The 17,302-nt window shown below is 39.0% G+C and carries 18 protein-coding genes and 1 tRNA gene; 12 read left to right on the plus strand and 7 right to left on the minus strand.

Annotated elements, in window-relative coordinates; all coding sequences use genetic code 11:
- The first annotated feature begins 92 nt into the window (after nt 1-92).
- The 4 genes from DMB45_RS04560 to rprY all read left to right on the plus strand — a co-directional run bounded on the left by DMB45_RS04560 (nt 93) and on the right by rprY (nt 4,036).
- On the plus strand, nt 93-530 hold the full coding sequence (locus DMB45_RS04560) for a nucleoside deaminase (RefSeq protein WP_041505319.1): 438 nt from the start codon (nt 93-95) through the stop codon (nt 528-530).
- A gap of 113 nt (nt 531-643) precedes the next feature.
- Nucleotides 644-1,666, plus strand: coding sequence for a Holliday junction branch migration DNA helicase RuvB (gene ruvB, locus DMB45_RS04565; protein ID WP_041505198.1), 1,023 nt, complete (start codon nt 644-646; stop codon nt 1,664-1,666).
- 80 nt (nt 1,667-1,746) lie between these two features.
- Nucleotides 1,747-3,285: a sensor histidine kinase gene (locus DMB45_RS04570; RefSeq protein WP_041505197.1), complete on the plus strand. Its 1,539-nt coding sequence runs from the start codon at nt 1,747-1,749 to the stop codon at nt 3,283-3,285.
- A gap of 61 nt (nt 3,286-3,346) precedes the next feature.
- Nucleotides 3,347-4,036: a response regulator transcription factor RprY gene (rprY, locus tag DMB45_RS04575; RefSeq protein WP_041503374.1), complete on the plus strand. Its 690-nt coding sequence runs from the start codon at nt 3,347-3,349 to the stop codon at nt 4,034-4,036.
- Nucleotides 4,037-4,091: 55 nt separating this feature from the next.
- On the opposite strand, the gene rpiB is transcribed toward rprY, so the two are convergent.
- Complete coding sequence (gene rpiB / locus DMB45_RS04580; RefSeq protein WP_041503375.1) at nt 4,092-4,523, minus strand: ribose 5-phosphate isomerase B; 432 nt, start codon at nt 4,521-4,523, stop codon at nt 4,092-4,094.
- Between the two features lie 139 nt (nt 4,524-4,662).
- Complete coding sequence (locus DMB45_RS04585) at nt 4,663-6,945, minus strand: NADP-dependent malic enzyme (RefSeq protein ID WP_041505196.1); 2,283 nt, start codon at nt 6,943-6,945, stop codon at nt 4,663-4,665.
- 150 nt (nt 6,946-7,095) lie between these two features.
- Between DMB45_RS04585 and DMB45_RS04590 the strand changes: the two genes are divergently transcribed.
- On the plus strand, nt 7,096-8,427 hold the full coding sequence (locus tag DMB45_RS04590; protein WP_041505195.1) for a TlpA family protein disulfide reductase: 1,332 nt from the start codon (nt 7,096-7,098) through the stop codon (nt 8,425-8,427).
- A 115-nt stretch (nt 8,428-8,542) separates the two neighbouring features.
- Here the strand turns inward: DMB45_RS04590 and mutL are convergent, their stop codons facing one another.
- Genes mutL through DMB45_RS04605 form a run of 3 tightly spaced genes read right to left on the minus strand, consistent with a single transcriptional unit; the run spans nt 8,543 to nt 11,843 of the window.
- Nucleotides 8,543-10,414 carry a DNA mismatch repair endonuclease MutL gene (mutL, locus tag DMB45_RS04595; protein WP_110688493.1) on the minus strand — a complete coding sequence of 624 codons (1,872 nt, stop codon included), beginning with the start codon at nt 10,412-10,414 and terminating at the stop codon, nt 8,543-8,545.
- A 21-nt stretch (nt 10,415-10,435) separates the two neighbouring features.
- Nucleotides 10,436-10,744 (minus strand): hypothetical protein, encoded by a 309-nt coding sequence (locus DMB45_RS04600; protein ID WP_041503379.1) that lies wholly within the window; start codon nt 10,742-10,744, stop codon nt 10,436-10,438.
- Between the two features lie 7 nt (nt 10,745-10,751).
- A complete protein-coding gene (locus DMB45_RS04605; protein ID WP_041505193.1) occupies nt 10,752-11,843 on the minus strand; it encodes a lysylphosphatidylglycerol synthase transmembrane domain-containing protein in 1,092 nt (363 codons plus the stop codon).
- A gap of 187 nt (nt 11,844-12,030) precedes the next feature.
- Here DMB45_RS04605 and DMB45_RS04610 point away from each other — a divergent pair, with 187 nt between their 5' ends.
- Entirely contained in the window at nt 12,031-12,762 is a 732-nt protein-coding gene (locus DMB45_RS04610) for a transposase (RefSeq protein ID WP_041505192.1), read from the plus strand.
- Nucleotides 12,763-13,063: 301 nt separating this feature from the next.
- Nucleotides 13,064-13,309: a hypothetical protein gene (locus DMB45_RS04615; RefSeq protein WP_041503382.1), complete on the plus strand. Its 246-nt coding sequence runs from the start codon at nt 13,064-13,066 to the stop codon at nt 13,307-13,309.
- 21 nt (nt 13,310-13,330) lie between these two features.
- Here the strand turns inward: DMB45_RS04615 and DMB45_RS04620 are convergent, their stop codons facing one another.
- Together DMB45_RS04620 and DMB45_RS04625 are read right to left on the minus strand one after the other, a co-directional pair.
- Nucleotides 13,331-14,695 carry an exonuclease domain-containing protein gene (locus DMB45_RS04620; RefSeq protein WP_052634576.1) on the minus strand — a complete coding sequence of 455 codons (1,365 nt, stop codon included), beginning with the start codon at nt 14,693-14,695 and terminating at the stop codon, nt 13,331-13,333.
- A gap of 25 nt (nt 14,696-14,720) precedes the next feature.
- Nucleotides 14,721-15,122, minus strand: coding sequence for a helix-turn-helix domain-containing protein (locus DMB45_RS04625; protein ID WP_041503383.1), 402 nt, complete (start codon nt 15,120-15,122; stop codon nt 14,721-14,723).
- 124 nt (nt 15,123-15,246) lie between these two features.
- Between DMB45_RS04625 and DMB45_RS04630 the strand changes: the two genes are divergently transcribed.
- The 5 genes from DMB45_RS04630 to DMB45_RS04655 all read left to right on the plus strand — a co-directional run bounded on the left by DMB45_RS04630 (nt 15,247) and on the right by DMB45_RS04655 (nt 17,302).
- Complete coding sequence (locus tag DMB45_RS04630) at nt 15,247-15,459, plus strand: hypothetical protein (RefSeq protein ID WP_041503384.1); 213 nt, start codon at nt 15,247-15,249, stop codon at nt 15,457-15,459.
- 59 nt (nt 15,460-15,518) lie between these two features.
- Nucleotides 15,519-16,085: a helix-turn-helix transcriptional regulator gene (locus tag DMB45_RS04635; protein ID WP_110688494.1), complete on the plus strand. Its 567-nt coding sequence runs from the start codon at nt 15,519-15,521 to the stop codon at nt 16,083-16,085.
- A 50-nt stretch (nt 16,086-16,135) separates the two neighbouring features.
- Nucleotides 16,136-16,226: transfer RNA gene (locus DMB45_RS14690), tRNA-OTHER, on the plus strand.
- Nucleotides 16,227-16,253: 27 nt separating this feature from the next.
- On the plus strand, nt 16,254-16,529 hold the full coding sequence (locus tag DMB45_RS04640) for a hypothetical protein (RefSeq protein ID WP_146216418.1): 276 nt from the start codon (nt 16,254-16,256) through the stop codon (nt 16,527-16,529).
- A gap of 584 nt (nt 16,530-17,113) precedes the next feature.
- A complete protein-coding gene (locus tag DMB45_RS04655) occupies nt 17,114-17,302 on the plus strand; it encodes a hypothetical protein (protein WP_110688497.1) in 189 nt (62 codons plus the stop codon).

Below are 17,302 nucleotides of genomic sequence, written 5' to 3' on the forward strand. Positions count from 1 at the left end.
GCTATCGGGGAGTCGGTTTGTCGGGAAATGAGAGAGAAAATTTGTAGGTCTCGAAAAAAATGCAGACTTTAGCTATTCATACGATACATCAGATGGATAAACATGAATTTTTTATGAAAAAGGCTTTGGAAGAAGCCTATATTGCTCAGTCGGAAGGGGAGATCCCCGTGGGAGCGATTGTTGTTTGCAAGGATAAAATTATTGCCAGGGCCCATAATCAAACCGAGAGATTGAATGATGTGACGGCTCATGCGGAAATGTTGGCGATTACATCGGCAACCGCTTCGTTAGGAGGAAAATATTTAAATGACTGTACGCTTTACGTGACGATGGAACCATGTACTATGTGCGGGGGGGCTTTAGCGTGGGCTCAGTTGGGAGAGTTAGTGTATGGAGCATCGGACCCGCACCGGGGATACGCAAGGCTGACTCCCCCTATACTTCACCCGAAGACCAAAGTGGTAGCCGGAGTGTTGGGCGAAGCATGCGCCGATTTACTGAAGGCATTTTTTGTTCGTAAACGTGATTAATTCTTTCCCGCATTGTATATGCGATGGAGTTTTTATACATTTGAGACTCGAAAAAGAAAACGACGAATCCTTTTAGGCTGGGATTCGGTTTTGAAACAGGTAAAAAAAAATAGATGGCTGGATTTGATATAAGAAGCGGGAATGTTCCTGAAAGTGAGAAAGAGTTGGAGAAGGCGTTACGCCCCTTGACCTTTCGTGATTTCCAGGGACAAAAAAAGATTGTGGATAATTTAGAGATTTTTGTACAGGCGGCCAAAATGAGAGACGAGTCGTTGGATCATGTCTTATTACATGGGCCTCCCGGGTTGGGAAAGACAACTTTATCTGCCATTATTGCCAATGAGTTGGGAGTAGGAATAAAGATTACCTCCGGACCGGTGCTGGATAAGCCGGGCGATTTAGCCGGCTTACTGACTAATTTGGAAACGAACGATGTCCTTTTTATTGACGAGATTCATCGGTTGAGCCCTATCGTGGAAGAGTATCTCTATTCGGCCATGGAGGATTTTAAAATCGATATTATGATCGATAAAGGACCGGCTGCCCGTTCCGTACAAATACAATTGAATCCTTTTACCTTGATAGGAGCCACTACCCGTAGCGGTTTACTGACGGCCCCTTTGCGTGCTCGCTTTGGTATTAACAGTCATTTGGAATATTACGACCTGGATATTTTGACGGGAATTATCGAACGTTCCGCTTCTATCCTGAACGTGAAGATAACAAGCCAGGCTTCGAAAGAGATTGCTTCGAGAAGCCGAGGGACACCCCGTATCGCGAATGCCCTGTTGAGGAGAGTACGCGATTTTGCGATGGTAAAAGGAAATGGTGTTATCGATCATGAGATCACTCAATATGCTCTTGAAGCTTTGAATATCGATAAATTCGGTTTGGATGAGATGGATAATAAAATTCTGCTGACCATTATCGATAAGTTTAAGGGAGGTCCTGTCGGATTGACAACCATAGCTACTGCCGTAAGTGAAGACCCCGGCACGTTAGAAGAGGTCTATGAACCTTTTCTGATTAAAGAGGGGTTTCTGAAAAGAACTCCCCGGGGACGCGAAGTGACGGATCTGGCCTATAAACACCTAAAAAAGGACCAGGTAAAGAATGATCAACCTACGCTTTTTTAGACAATTAGCCATGCAAACGTTATATGGTTAAATTGTGTTAATAGTAGGAAATGTTAAAATTGAATTGTTAAATTTGTGGTATGAGAAAACAACAGATTATCATATTGGGTGTTGTGTTTGGTCTCTCGTTATTTGGATTAATTCTGCTTCAGACAAGCTATTTTCAGACCGCCTTTGAAGTAAAAAAAGAGCAGTTTGATTATACCGTCAATAAAGTGATGGATGAGGTTGTTGATTATATCCGGGGAAAAGTGAAGATGAATCGCATTGCAGAGGGGAACAATCTGTTGAAAAGTTCAGAGGATGGTGTAGAAGATACTCGAATGTACGTGGATCCGAAGCGGAAAATCGCTTCTAAGAACGATCCTAATTTGATGTTTAGTTCTGTACTGAGTTTGATTGATGATGACTCGGATGTGCAGGATGTCAGTGATTTTGTAGGTCGTAAGGTAACCAAAGATAATTTATCGACCTCTCTTGCAAAATTGCAACAGCAGATTAAGGAACGTTTGGGAAAGGATTACGTGCTGGTCGTAGAGGAGGGGAATAAACCGGAACGAATGATAGAGGGCAGGATGGATGTGAATGATTTGTACGGTTTTATCGGAAATGCTCTGATCGATAACGGTATTCGTAGCTCGTTTGAGTTCGGGATAAAAGAGAATGGAAAGTTCGTGTTGGCCTCTAAAAACTTTTTAAGCCAACAGGATCGATATTGGGATAAGAGAATTTTCCCGGGTGAAAAAGGAGGAACGGTACTGTATTTGAGGTTTCCTGATTTGGCAGGAGATGCGGCGAGTTCTTTGTGGATGTTGTTACCCAGTATATTGATCACATTCGCTTTGTTGTTTTGTTCTGTATTCTGTTTAGTGGTTATTATTCGTCAGAAAAAACTATCGGTAATAAAGAATGACTTTATTAACAATATGACTCATGAATTTAAAACCCCGATAGCGACGATCTCTTTGGCTTCACAGATGTTGAAGGACGGAGCTGTAACGAATACGCCGGAAACCATTGACCGGGTCGCTACCATTATTCGGGACGAGAGTAAACGTTTGACTTATCAGGTGGAACGGGTATTGCAAACCGCTCTTTTTACGGAAACGAGGATGAAGTTAAAATTGAAAAAGATCAATATAAATGACATTATAGAAGATTTGTTACCTAAATTTATCTTGCGGGTGGAGGATAAAGGAGGTAAAATGTTCGGTCACCTGGAGGCTGAAAATGACGAAGTATTGGCCGATGAGGTTCATATAACGAACGTCATTTCTAATCTGGTTGACAATGCTATTAAGTATTGTATCCGGGCTCCGGAGATCTCAATCTATACGCGAAATAGGAATCATGAGATTGTTATTAGTGTGATTGATAATGGCATAGGAATTGCTAAGAAAGATCAAAAATTGATCTTTGAACGTTTTTATCGCGTGTCGACAGGAAATTTGCATGACGTGAAAGGTTTTGGGCTGGGCCTTTCGTACGTGAAAAAGATCGTGGAAGCACACGGAGGAAACATTGACGTGGAAAGTTCCCCGGATAAAGGGAGCTGTTTTGACATTATTTTACCATTAACATCAAAAAAACAAAAGGTAAAGAGAACCTTATTTTTCTAATTTCGTATATTTTTTCAGAGAATTTAAAACGATATAGAGAATTATTTAAAACAACATAGCTATGGATGAGAAAATTAAAATTTTATTAGCAGAGGATGACACAAACCTCGGCATGCTGCTTAAAGAGTATTTAAGAGCTAAAGGTTTTGACACCGTTTTATGCGAGGATGGAGAAGTCGCTTACGAGACTTTTTTAAATCAACCTTTCGATATTTGTATATTTGACGTGATGATGCCGAAGAAAGACGGTTTCACTTTGGCAAAAGACGTACGACAAATTAATAGCGAGATTCCAATCATTTTCTTGACGGCAAAAACGATGAAAGAAGATGTGTTGGAAGGATTCAAATTAGGAGCTGACGATTACATGAGTAAACCTTTCAGCATGGAAGAGTTGCTTTTGAGAATCGAGGCCGTATTGAGAAGATCGACCGGTCTGAAACCGGAAGATGAGCAAGAGATCTTTAAGATCGGTAAGTTGACGTTCAACTCTAAGAAGCAAACTTTGTTTGATGGAGAAGAGGAGCAAAAACTGACCACGAAAGAATCGGAATTACTTCGTTTGTTATGCTTGAATGTAAATAAAGTATTGGAGAGAAACTTTGCTTTGAAGAACATTTGGGCGGATGACAACTATTTCAATGCAAGAAGTATGGATGTTTATATCACCAAATTACGTAAACACTTGAAGAAAGATCCTTCTGTGGAAATTATCAATGTTCACGGAAAAGGATATAAATTGATCCTTTGATGTCTGATAAATGAATAAAACGGGTCTCGTTTTCGGGACCCGTTTTTTATGGTGTTTATTTTACCGGAATCTTATCTATTCTCCGTTGATGTCTTCCGCCTTCGAAGGCTGTCGATAAGAAGGTGTCGATCACGTTTTGAGCCTCTTCGTAGGCTATGAAACGAGCCGGAATACTGCAAACATTGGCATTGTTGTGTTGACGCGCCAAAGCTGCCAATTCCATATTCCAGCATAGGGCACAACGGATTCCCTGGTGCTTGTTTACTGTCATGGAGATACCGTTTCCGCTTCCGCACAGGACAATTCCTTTTTCGTATTCTCCGGATTCCACGCTGACGGCCAACGGGTGTGCCGTGTCCGGGTAATCCATACTTTCGGAAGAGTGAGTCCCGAAATCTTTCACTTCATGTCCCTCCTCCCGAAGGTATTTAACTAATCTCTCCTTGTACTCGTAACCTGCATGGTCACATGCTATTGCTATTTTCATACGATAAATTAAAATTTCCGTTTAACGGATGATTATACGTTATATTTTTTGCAAAGGTAAGAAACATTTAGACTTCTGTGATCAAGAGATGATGTGAATTAATCACTTAATCGGGTAATCGTTTCGAACTACCGTACGATTAGAGTCTGCACATATCTACCGGTTTTTCTTTTTGAGCGTCTGTTACGGCAAGGGTGGTCATGTATACGATATCCCGTACGCTGCACCCCATTTGCAGAATATGTACCGGCTTTTTCAATCCTAAGAGTACCGGGCCGATGATTTCGTTGCTTCCTAATTCCTGTAATATGCCCAAAGCGATACTTCCGGAACTCAGGTTGGGGAAAATGATCGTGTTTACATCTTTATCCGCTAATGGCGAGAACGGATATCGCTTTTTTCTTAACTCTTTATTGAAAGCAACGGAAGCTGACATTTCTCCGTCCACGATGATTTCCGGGTATTTTCGATGTAAAACTTCGATGGCTTCTTGTATTTGTGCCGGACTTCCCAAGTGGTATTCTCCGAAATTGGAGTAAGAGGCTACGGCAATAATAGGTTCTACGTTAAATTGTTTCACGGCCTCGTAGGTGAGGACGGTGACGGATTCTAACGTATCGGCAGAAGGATGGCTGTTAACGGTGGTATCCGCCAAAAAGTAAGTTCCTTTTTTATGGGTAACGATATGCATCCCCACGGCGTATTTGCAACATTCCCGTAAACCGATGATGTCTTTGGCAGCCCGTAGTACATGGCGATAATCGGAGTGAATGCCGGATATCAGTCCGTCCCCGTCTCCGGATTCGACCATCATCAATCCGATAAAATTCGAATTATGCATTAATTCTTCGGCCTGTTCGGCGGTGATCCCTTTTCTTTGCCTCAGCTTATAATAAGCTTGCGTGTATTCTCTTATCTTCTCTTTTTCTACGGCCGGATCGAAAATCGTTAATTCGTCGATCTTCAGATGAAGCTGTTTTTTTAAATTCTCAATTTCGGTTGTATTTCCGATAAGAATAGGATGTGCTATTTTTTCCGTAACGATTTCCTGTATGGCCAATAGTACTTTTATATCAGCACCTTCTGCAAAGACAATACGTTTGGGATCTGTTTTGGCTTTTCCCGTCATGCGTCGCATAAGGCGGTCATCCTCTCCGATTCTTTTCTCGAGTTGTTCCTGATAGGCTTCCCAATCGGTAATTGTCTTGCGGGCGATTCCGGATGTTATGGCAGCCCGGGCTACGGCCGGAGCAATACGACTGATCAAACGGACGTCTAAGGCTTTTGGAATGATATAATTCCGGCCGAATGCGATGGAAGGATCGTTATAGGCCATCTTAACCTTTTCCGGTACGGGTTCTTTGGTTAATCGGGCTAAAGCATAAACGGCCGCCAATTTCATCTCCTCGTTTATTCCTTTGGCTTGAACGTCTAATGCCCCTCGGAAAATGTAAGGGAAACCCAATACGTTATTAATTTGATTGGGATAATCCGAACGACCTGTCGCGAAAATAATGTCCGGACGACTATGTATGGCTTTCTCGTAAGAGATTTCAGGATTGGGGTTGGCCAAAGCAAAAACGATAGGGTCATTACCCATGCTTTGAATCATTTCTTCTGTCAAAATGTCGGCCACGGATAAACCTAAAAATAAATCCGCTCCGACTAAGGCTTCCTGTAAAGTTTGTAGAGGCGTGTCTGTAGCGAACTCTTGTTTTTCACTGTTTAAATCTTTTCTATCGTTTCGGATAACGCCTTTACTGTCACACATGATCAAATGCTCTTTCTTCACTCCCAATGTCAAATAAAGACGGGCACAAGAAATAGCAGCCGCTCCGGCACCGTTAACAACGACTTTTATCTCCTCGATCTTTTTGCCGTTAAGTTCCAAGGCGTTTAATAGTCCGGCTGCCGATATGATAGCGGTTCCATGCTGATCGTCATGCATAACGGGAATGTCTAATTCTTCCTTTAAACGTCGCTCTATTTCAAAGCATTCGGGAGCTTTGATGTCTTCTAAATTTATTCCGCCGAAAGTCGGAGCTATGGTTTTAACCGTTTCGACGAACTTATCCACTTCTTTCGTGTCGACCTCGATATCGAAAACATCTATGTCTGCAAAAATTTTAAATAAAAGTCCTTTTCCTTCCATTACGGGTTTACCGGATAGAGCTCCGATGTCTCCTAAACCTAAAACGGCTGTTCCGTTGGAGATGACGGCGACTAAATTGCTTTTGGCCGTGTATTTGTACGCTTCCGTCTGATTTTTTTGAATTTCGAGACAAGGCTCCGCTACTCCCGGGGAGTAAGCCAATGATAAATCGTGTTGGGTACTATGTGGTTTTGTCGGGATGACCTCGATCTTTCCGGGACGTCCTGTCGCGTGATATTGTAAAGCTTGTGTTTTTTCAATAGAATCCATAATCTAACTTATTTGTATAAATGTAAAATTATCCGGATTTGTTTTAAACGACAAATAGAATGTGTTAATGAAATGTTAAAGTCAAAATATTAACGCAGGTTAAAAGAGGTTATTATTAATTTAGCCTAACTAAAATAGGTAGAATAGATAATGATGAAATTTGGGTTAATAGTTGTATTGTTGGTGTCATTCATATCTTGTACCAGAAATCAAAGGGTTGTTGTTGATTTTAATCTTGTTGGAACTAACGAACATCGATTCGTATTATCCGTCGATACTACAGAATACAGGGTTGACGTGGATGATAAGGGACACGGTCGTATCGTGTTAAACGAGTTGGGGTATGGTGTGTTGAAGTACGGGAAGGATCGGATTCCTTTATTTTTCGAAAGTGGAAAATCGTTGTCGATTTTTATTTACGGGAATAAGGTTCGTCAAAACGTTCGTTTTGAGGGGGATGGGGCTGCCAAGAATATTTATCTGAATAGCAGAAGATTTCAGGAAGGATCTCTTGACTATGCTTTGGGGGAGAGAGATTTTTTAAATCAGTTGAAAGATCATATCACCAGCCAATGTGAACATTTGGATTCCATGTCTTTTGATCCGGAATTTACGAAAATGGAGCGAGAGAGGATAAAATTTACGACCTATACCGTTTTGGAAAATTATCCTTTATACCATGCCTGGAGTACCGGAAACAAAGATTTCCTACCCGATACGGCTTATATGGATTGTATTAGGGCTTTGATTCGGGAAGATGAAAAATTAATGACATTGAAGGAGTATAAAGAAGGGATGGCTTCTTTGGTCTCTTTGATCAGTACCTATCGTATTCAGGAGTTTGATGCTTATAAACGGGTTATGGCTCAATTTGATTACGTGAAAAAAAATTTGAAGAATAAGGTATTGATAGAGTATTTGATTGATCGTTTTGCTTACAATTATTTAGTCGGTTCCGGTATTGACGAACATACGGAAGAGATAGTCGCTGTTTATGATTATTATGTTAAAGATTCTGCTCTTAGGAAACATTTTTATGATTTTTATAACCGATGCGCCCGGATTGTAAAAGGGTGTCCCGCTTTGGATTTTACCTATACGGATCAAAATGGAAATATCGTTCGTTCCCTTGATTTTAGAGGGAAATACCTTTTATTGAACGTATGGGCGACCTGGGGAGCGCCTTGTCGGATTGAAAGTGTGGCATGGGATAAGTTGGTAGAAAAATTCAAAGGTAAAAAAATAGCTTTTGTTTCTATATCCTGTGATAAAGATAGAGGAACTTGGGAACGCTTTTTAAAGGAGAAACACACGTGTGATATTGAGCTCCATATGGGAGAAAATCGGGAATTGATGGATTTTTATTTGATTCGCGGAATCCCTCGTTTTATTTTAATCGATCCGGAAGGAAATATCGTGGATTCTGATTTTTTGCGTCCGACCAATCCCGAAACGGAAACGTATCTGAAACAACTTTTTTAATTTACAATCTACCGTCGTCCATCTTTTTTTCATTCAATAAACCACCTAATCTCGGAATCTTTTTAATCTGCAATCGTCCATCTCTAAATCCCTCAATCGTCATATCTCTCAATCATCATGATTTACTGAACCAAGGGATGACCTCTTCATTTTTTAAAATGTGAATGATGGTTTTCCCGTCGGCCGTATAGTTCGGATGTGTACAGGCAAAAAGACTATCGAAAAGGTCGTTCATCTCTTGTTTGTTCAATATTGTATCGTAGTTTAAGGCTGCGGCTTTTGCCAATGAAAGTGCGATCCGGTCCTGCATTTTTTCGCGTATGGAACCTTCCGTATTTTTGTAGTGTTCGATTAAGTTAATCAGGACCTCTTTGCCCCGTGCATGTGAAAGATCGGGAGGTGTCGTGTAAACGGCATAACAATTTTTGCCGAATTCGCCTAATTCGAATCCTAATACGTTCAAGTCGTTGAGAATCTCTTTTACCAGCAAGAAGTCATCTGCTGATAGTTCCAACGTTTCCGGAAAAAGACTCTTCTGGCCGCATACTTTCTGTTGTATCAACGATTCGCGATAGCGTTCGAAGAGTACCCGCTCATGGGCTCTTTTCTGATCTATGAACATCAGTCCCGAATGAACCGGGGTAACGATATAACGGCCTTTCATTTGGATAAAAGAGATCACTCCCTCGTGCTCTTCCTGCTTGACGGCCATTTCCGGAATTTCTGTTTGTATGACCTCTTCTTTTTCTTCTAATCCTTGAAAAAGGGCATCCCAATTAGCCGGTACCCGTTCTTTTTTTGCTTGCTCACGCGTATATTCTTTGGGAGAAGAAGCGGGGCGCTCGAAATCGGAATCCTCTTTTGAAATGGAGGTTGCATAATTGAACGGATTGTAATGGGGGTTGTAACTTACTTTCGGTACTTTGGGGATGATAGGTGTCGTTTCCGGTGAAAAATCGACTTTTCCCTCCGTGTCGAAATCGATTGTAGGGGTAATGTTGAATTTTCCCAAAGCCTCTTTTACACAAGCTAAGATGATTTGAAAAATAGCGTTTTCATCCTGGAATTTTATTTCTGTTTTTGTCGGATGGATGTTGATATCGATCATGGAGGGATCTATCGTGAAATAGAGAAAATAGGAGGGAATCGTATCCGGGCTGATTAAACCGGAGTAAGCTTCTAACACTGCTTTGTGGAAATAGTTGTGTTTCATGAAGCGGTTGTTCACGAAAAAATACTGTTCCCCGTAACTCTTTCTGGAGTGTTGTGGAGCACACACGAAACCGTTGATCGTGATAAAACCGGTTTCACAACCCACCGTGATTAACTTGGGATTTATAGTTTTACCGAATGCGTTGACCAAGCGTTGCCGTAATCCGGAGATGGGGAAATTGTAAATCTCATTCCCGTTATTGACTAAAGAGAATGCGATATGCGGAGCGGTAAGGGCTATCCGTAAAAATTCGGTTGTAATGTTTCGTAGCTCCGTGGTGTCCGATTTTAAAAATTTGCGGCGGGCGGGAATGTTGTAAAATAAGTTTTTCACGGAAAGATTGGTTCCCCTGTTGCAATTGATGCTCTCCTGGTTCTTTAGTTCGGAATCGGCAATAAAAAGATAAGTACCCAATTCCTCCTCTTCTTTTTTCGTTTTTAGTTCCACTTCGGATACGGAGGCAATGGAAGCCAAGGCTTCTCCCCGGAATCCCATGGTCCGGATATTGAACAGATCCGTTGCGGTTTTGATTTTGGACGTAGCGTGACGTTCGAATGCCATGCGGGCATCTCTTGGTGACATTCCGCTACCGTCGTCAATGACTTGAATAAGCGCTTTTCCTACATTTTTCAAAATAACCTGAATTTGTGTAGCTCCGGCATCGATGGCGTTTTCCATTAGTTCTTTAACCACGGAAGCCGGACGTTGTACAACCTCTCCGGCAGCAATTTGATTGGCCACGGAATCAGGTAAGAGTTGAATAATATCGGACATAAATTTCGTTTGTTTTTAGTACTAAAATAGTTTGAGAATCAAGTCGAGTTTGTATGTAGCCAAATAAAATATGACCAGTAGAATAACGATCAGGATCAAAAACAGCCGTAAAGAATAGCTCATTGACTTGGCAGGCCTGTTGGCTTTCCTGCGGGCGTATTCCCGTTGAAAACCGGCCCTTACGTCAGGGATATACTCTTCACCGTCTTCTTTTAGACCGAGTTCGGCCCTCATCCTTTTCTCTCGCTCTTTTCTTGCTTCTGCTTCCGGATCCCAATAGCGGGGTTTGAGCTCGAAGCGTTTAGGTTTCGGTTGATTAAAAAATCCCATAATCCATTTAATTTACGGTTTCTTTTTTCGATGATTTACCAAAGTTTTTTGCTATCCAACGGGGAACAATAAAAACGCCTACAAACAGATAAGGATAATAACTAATCAGACGCCATAAGATCGCCATCGCGATAGCGACTCCCGCGTTCGGAAGAAATTCCCCCAAATACTTCGAAAAGACGAATTCGGCGAAACCGCTTCCCCCGGGAGTGGGACTCACCAACATCATGATCCACATCACGAGTTGTCTCGCGAAGATAAGAAAATGTTGAGCCCAGTCATAACGCCCGAACCAAAAAGCGACTAAGATGGCATTTACCACCCAATACCTGGCTGTCCATGAGCAAAAGGTAGCTCCGAAAGTCTTTAACCAGAAACCGAAAGGCATTCTTCGCAATTCAATGGAGTTGCGGATGATATCGCTTCCGGCTTCGTTGGCATCGTGTCTCCATTTTCGTAATATTCTCCATTTGAAAAGCTTCATGATCAGAAACTTCAGACCTCTTGGGTTTTTAAATAGCCCGTAGCTTAAAATGATCAAATAAGCTAATTTGATACCATAACCGATAACGGCAAAGAGAATCAAACTGTCTGCAACGGTTTTGGTCGTATCCGGCATGTACCATAGAGCCTGGTGGTTGACGAATAGCAGAATCAACGGAAACATGATGATGAAATACAATTCGTCTAAAAAGGAGGTAGCCATGACCATGGCCGAACTTTTCCCTACGCCTATTCCCTCTTTATGCACGAATAGAATAGCCAAACTTGTTCCTCCGATAGCTGAAGGGGTAACAGCCGAGGTAAACTCCCATAAGAAAATAATCCGTATGGCTTGGATCCATTTCAATCGGCCGCCCGAAAGTACGCGAATTCGGATTACGTAACCCAGATCCCGAATGATCATACACAAAAAAGCCACGAAAAGCCAGAAAATCGTACTCCAGGTGAAAGTGATCACATCGAAAGCTTTCGGGTCAAATTCCTTGTATAACATATAAGAGACAACAGCTAACCCGATAATGATCGGATATATAATTTTATACGGGCTTATTTTTTTCGTTAACTGTTTATTCTCTTCCGGATTTTCTTTTGCCATAATCAACGTTTTGTCGAGGCTAAATTACTAAAAAAAGTCCAACGGCGTATTATGATTTTTATATTTCCCCTCGAGATTCTAAATTTTTATATAGCACTTAGGTAGCACTTAGGGACGGGGTAAAAGTGCTATTTGGGAAATTTCGTTTTTTTTCTTAAATTTAATATATAGTTAAATTTCATTGCTTATGCCCAGACAGGCTCGTCAACGTTCGGTTTCAGGTATTTACCATGTTATTCAACGCGGTATAGACCAAATTATGATTTTTCGAGACGATGACGATCGCCAGAAATTTTTAGACCTTTTAAAAATAGAGGCCGGTATATCTTTTAAGATATATTGCTATTGTTTGATGGATAATCACATACATTTTATTGTAGAGAGCAACAAGCTTAGTTTTCATGTTCATCGTATTGCTTCGCTCTATGCCACGTGGTTCAATGGTAAATATGGACGTCGAGGTTATCTTTTTCAAGATCGTTTTAAAAGTGAAGTAATAGAAGAAGAGGGGTATTTATTGCGGTGTTTCAAATATATTCTGAATAATCCGGTAAAAGCGGGAATGAGCAGGAGTGTTGCAGATTATAAATGGAGTAGCTATCGTTTGTGTTTTAATAAAGATAATTCTTTTGTTGAGACAAATTTCTTAAGTCTTTTTTTTGATAGTGAAGTGGATATACAAACTTATCTGCGAGAAGGGGAGCAAGAAGAGTGTATGGATATTGATCAAAATTATTTATTGAATGACGGTGAGGTGCAAGTGTTGATAGAAGAAAAACTAAATGGCAAGAAGTTGACGGAATTTTCTGTTGTAGAACAAAAACGAATCTTGCGAGAGGTAAAACAAAATCCGGGTGTAAGGAATCGTCAGCTTGCTCGAATTACAGGGATAGGTTTTAATATTATTCGACGTTTGTAAATAACACATGAGTCCCATCTCTAAGGGCATATAAAAAAATAACAGCCTGCATATCAGACTGTTATTGGTTAACGGGTGGAGAATAACGGATTCTATACTTCTTTGTAATATATTACCCGTTAATGTGTTATTATTTTTCGGGATTTTCGAATCTTTTCATTTTGGTGGGGAAATTGTTTTGCTTGTTATATTATTAATAAGGTTAAAAGTATTTTATCTATATGTTTATTTTTTTGTCCTTTTCCATTTTTCTGTTGTTTATATTTTTGGTTTATGTTGAACTCTATATATTTAATCTACTATGAAACGATTATTGGCATTGTCTATTTGTGTATCCTATTTTATCATTCTTGAAGCATTTGCGCTTGTTGCGATGATTGTTTGTGTTCCTTTCTGTTTTTCCAGTAAATCGCCAGATGCGTTTTGCTTTATTAGAAATTTGTTTTTCAAACATTCTATCATTGTTATGAAATACTTCTATCCCAAGACATATCAAGCTGAAAAAGAGCAAGCCAAAGCCTTTTATGAAAACAAACTATATTTATAATATTAGGTTAATAATTAGTTTTCATTGTTCCGAAAATCCGCTTTCTTGAATAAGTTTGAGTATTTCATCCTCTCTTAATATTTTGGCGTCTTTCCCTGCATCAATTAGTTCCTGCATTTTTTTTAGTTTAACAGGACCACAGTCCGACCCTGCGCATAGTATGTTTGTATATTTTCCTATACTTCGATCAATATCAGCTCCTAGTTCTTTTAATACTATACCTAGTTCATCCCTATTGGGCCAACGTTCATAGTTCCCCGAAATGACCACCTTTTTCTTGTAAAATGGATTATTTTTATTTTGGACATTTTCAAATTCAGGGAATAATAATTCTCGTTGTATGGGGCTATGATTTTCTTTAAATTCTGCGATAGTTTGTTGTGATGATTTTATTGACTGGATGACATCAAAAGGGAAAGTTCCTTCTATTATACGCAAATATATTTCAGCACATCCTTTGGCATCTGATAGTGCATTATGATGAGCTAATGAAATGTTACAGGCCTTGCATAATATATCTAGGCTTGCATTACAATAAGTTTGTGTGTCTATCCATGAAATATTTATATTTTCTGTGATATTATAGTAAGACATTGCTTGTTCTAAACAATGTTTATCAGTATGTGTAGCTCCGTGTGCAATAATAGTATTGTTGATAATTCGTTTTCTAATCTCGGGCCAAATATTTATAAATGATGGTGAATCTTTTGTGTCTGTAGGAAAAATGCCATGAATTATTGAATTCCATTTGAAATATTCATTATTTGGAGGTTGGATAAGTGTGTAATATGTATCAACAATCTTTTTGTTTTTTACGCATGCAATACCTACTGCACAGACGGTTCCTTTATTTGGTGTTGCGTGTTCAAAATCGATGGCTACAAAATCAAATTTATTTTCTTTGTCAGACTCGGGTAGGCTATTTTTTGAAATAGAGTCTAACTGTTTTTCGATTCTTCTTTGTATTTCTGTCAGTAATACAGCTAGACATCCAACCTCTTCGTCAGAACAATATTCAATATTTCTTCTTCGTTGAAAATATTTATTTAGGTCTGTAAAATCTTTACAAGAAGTAACTTGTTTTTCATCAACATTCGGTTTTAGTTGTAAATATCTATTTGTACATTCTTGTCCTAAATTGTCGATTAAATTTTTAATTGTGATCTTCCAAGACTCAACAGATTCTAAGTATAATTTTTCCCATTTAGAGACTCTCTTTAATTCTTTCTCCAGCAATTTTTTTAGATTTGTTAATTCTGGATTGGAAGTTATAAAAAACTCATATTCAATTATCTTTTTTGTTTCTCCGCTCCATGGTCTTTCTTTTTCCGGGGTGAAGAAATAAGCTAATTTATAGGTAGAATACTCGATGAAATCAGAAGTCATGATTTTATTTATTAATATTTAGGTCTCATTTTTCCGAAAATCCGCTTGCAGCGGCATGCATTGCACCGTCGTCCCGGGGGACATCCTCGCTCTTTACTTTTTTCGATAAACTTTCAATAGTTCGCTGTTGGGAAGTTACTGTATCGATTAGTTGACTCATTTTTTCCCATACATCTGTTGGTAGAGTTATATATGTATAATTCTCTTGATGTAACTCTATTTTATTTGTACTATTATTACTAATATTTGTAATATAGGTATTAACAATATCTCCATAAATTTCTTTTAATTTTTTGAGCATATTAGGTGATATATCCTCTTTATTATTTGCTATTCTTGAGATATATCCTTGCTTACATCCTAATATAGAAGCTAATTCAACCTGTGTTATTTTTAAATCCTTTATAAGTCTCTTTATGTCAATCATTTGGAAAAACAATCAAAAATATTTGTAATAATATTTGTTTTATTAGTTATATATTCCTTATATTTGTCTTGCTAAACTTTTAGCAAGTTAGTATAAAGTAATAATATAAACAACAGTAAAAAGTATGAAAAATGAAGAATTGAAAAAGATTAAACAATGGCTTCCCCGGGGGTATGCCCGTAGGATCTTCACGGAAACAGGCATTAGTTTCATGACAATATACGCCACGATGAACGGTAAATCAAATAACAAGAGAGTTCTCGATGCCGCTATTGCTATTGCTAAAGAAGAGAAAGTTAAGGCCGAAAAAGCTAAAAAAGAAGTATCAACCCTTTAATTAACCAAAAATCCCGCTTATGGTCTGGACAACTTTCAGCGGGATTAAAATCTTACATTATGGAAACAAATTTACGACAATTTGGCCAAAGTGCCAATCTTCCGGCTGGAATATTCTCCGGAACGGAATTATTTGCCCGGAACGGGCAAATATATGCGATGTACAACGGTACTCGAATTAAGTTTGAAGATTTACCCGGTATGGAAAAACGAAATTTTATACAAATGTATCTCGAGGATAAAGAAGGTCAAGACTTTATCCGGACACAATTTGGAATAATCGGTTTTGAGTCGGGATTTAAACAATGGTTGTTTTGTAAATTCGGAAGCTTGGATGGAGATCCGGATCTTGTTAATGGGAAAATTACTCCGGACACGTTTAATTCTGCTTGCTTGAAAACTTATTGCCCGGGGCGAGGAAAGATTTGCAGCAAGGCTATCGGGTTGAAAAGTTACGAGGTTGAAACTATTCGTGAACTTAAAACCGGCAAGACAGCAAAGGAGGTTGCGTCTAAACTTAATGTTTCTGAGGCCGCTGTGAAGAGTAGAATCGAGAAGTTGAAAGATCGCTATAATGTTACAAATATTGTCGCCCTAATCGCGATGCTTGCGGAATTAGGTGTGTGATTGTTCTGTGTTTTGTTGATCCGGGGAAAAATTATTCTTCCCCGGTAAATGGGAAGAATCCTGGACGGTAAAGTGTAAAGGATGGGCTATTCCGGAAAAGCTAACAGAAGCATCCTGAGGGTTCGAATCCCTCTCTTCCCTCAGTTCCCTAACTTAAAAAAGAAAATTATGACAATAAAGAAATTAAAAGATCTGATTGATGAAAAATGTCGATATCGAGTTGCTGATTTCGAGATCGCTCAAGTAAAAGCGGCCCAGACTGGCTTGCGTGTTATTTTTTCTTCTTTTATATACCATGAACCTACACCATTTATTTGGAAGGTGATTGGTGTTGTACAACGGCCCAATCGAGATCGATTGAGAGTAGAATGGGATTTTGAAGGTCGCGCTACAATTGCCGGAGAACGAACACCAGAATTTGATTTAAAACTTTGTGTGTTATGACAATGTTGACCGGAAGACGTTATGGTGAAACACTCGTTGCATTTTTCACCATGTTACAACTCATGGATAGATATATATTATCGAAAGATAATGAAGGCTATTATCTTAATGTTAAATTACATGGTCATTCGTCGGTCATTCGGGCGAGTAATTTACATGTGTTATATGTCGAGCTTGGAAAATGGCTCGTAAACTTACCTAAAAATTACTGGAATCAAAAAAAATGATCTTATGACTCTATTAGACACTATTATAGTAATGATTGCTTTTTTGGATGTGCTAATGTGTTTAATGCTCCTCGTTTCCTGCATGGTAAAAAAACACTAATTGAAAACGATTTGAAACGATGATTGAAGTATGAAAAATGATAAAATACAATATCTAAAAACACAATTTATGAAAGAGTGGAACTCAACGAGAATAAAGGTATTCGATGAATTATCTGATAATCAATCAATATTCTGTTGTTGTGGAAAATTAGCGTCCGGGCTCCATGAATCTAATTGTAGAAAATTTAACGCCAAAGTTGATGCCGAGACTGCATATAGACTTAGAGAAAAATTAACTAAGAAAACGATTTGAGTATGGTAACAATAACAGTAAAAGATAGCGAATCCAATCAGGAAATGATTTTAAGAATCAGCAATGATAATGACGAAACTGCAACTGTAAATGTGAAATTTAATCCTCCATTGGAAACAGAAAAAGAAGAATATTCTGAATTATGGAATACAATGGCATGTAGAGTAATTAATGTTATTAAAGAAGATTAA

Source organism: Sanguibacteroides justesenii (assembly GCF_003204205.1).
In the GTDB taxonomy this organism is placed as follows: domain Bacteria; phylum Bacteroidota; class Bacteroidia; order Bacteroidales; family Marinifilaceae; genus Gabonibacter; species Gabonibacter massiliensis.

Excerpts from the sequence above, each read along its gene's own strand:
- DMB45_RS04560 (WP_041505319.1), top strand. The coding sequence starts at position 93 with ATGGATAAACATGAATTTTTTATGAAAAAGGCTTTGGAAGAAGCCTAT.
- ruvB (WP_041505198.1), top strand. The coding sequence starts at position 644 with ATGGCTGGATTTGATATAAGAAGCGGGAATGTTCCTGAAAGTGAGAAA.
- DMB45_RS04570 (WP_041505197.1), top strand. The coding sequence starts at position 1,747 with ATGAGAAAACAACAGATTATCATATTGGGTGTTGTGTTTGGTCTCTCG.
- rprY (WP_041503374.1), top strand. The coding sequence starts at position 3,347 with ATGGATGAGAAAATTAAAATTTTATTAGCAGAGGATGACACAAACCTC.
- rpiB (WP_041503375.1), bottom strand. The coding sequence starts at position 4,523 with ATGAAAATAGCAATAGCATGTGACCATGCAGGTTACGAGTACAAGGAG.
- DMB45_RS04585 (WP_041505196.1), bottom strand. The coding sequence starts at position 6,945 with ATGGATTCTATTGAAAAAACACAAGCTTTACAATATCACGCGACAGGA.
- DMB45_RS04590 (WP_041505195.1), top strand. The coding sequence starts at position 7,096 with ATGATGAAATTTGGGTTAATAGTTGTATTGTTGGTGTCATTCATATCT.
- mutL (WP_110688493.1), bottom strand. The coding sequence starts at position 10,414 with ATGTCCGATATTATTCAACTCTTACCTGATTCCGTGGCCAATCAAATT.
- DMB45_RS04600 (WP_041503379.1), bottom strand. The coding sequence starts at position 10,744 with ATGGGATTTTTTAATCAACCGAAACCTAAACGCTTCGAGCTCAAACCC.
- DMB45_RS04605 (WP_041505193.1), bottom strand. The coding sequence starts at position 11,843 with ATGGCAAAAGAAAATCCGGAAGAGAATAAACAGTTAACGAAAAAAATA.
- DMB45_RS04610 (WP_041505192.1), top strand. The coding sequence starts at position 12,031 with ATGCCCAGACAGGCTCGTCAACGTTCGGTTTCAGGTATTTACCATGTT.
- DMB45_RS04615 (WP_041503382.1), top strand. The coding sequence starts at position 13,064 with ATGAAACGATTATTGGCATTGTCTATTTGTGTATCCTATTTTATCATT.
- DMB45_RS04620 (WP_052634576.1), bottom strand. The coding sequence starts at position 14,695 with ATGACTTCTGATTTCATCGAGTATTCTACCTATAAATTAGCTTATTTC.
- DMB45_RS04625 (WP_041503383.1), bottom strand. The coding sequence starts at position 15,122 with ATGATTGACATAAAGAGACTTATAAAGGATTTAAAAATAACACAGGTT.
- DMB45_RS04630 (WP_041503384.1), top strand. The coding sequence starts at position 15,247 with ATGAAAAATGAAGAATTGAAAAAGATTAAACAATGGCTTCCCCGGGGG.
- DMB45_RS04635 (WP_110688494.1), top strand. The coding sequence starts at position 15,519 with ATGGAAACAAATTTACGACAATTTGGCCAAAGTGCCAATCTTCCGGCT.
- DMB45_RS04640 (WP_146216418.1), top strand. The coding sequence starts at position 16,254 with ATGACAATAAAGAAATTAAAAGATCTGATTGATGAAAAATGTCGATAT.
- DMB45_RS04655 (WP_110688497.1), top strand. The coding sequence starts at position 17,114 with ATGGTAACAATAACAGTAAAAGATAGCGAATCCAATCAGGAAATGATT.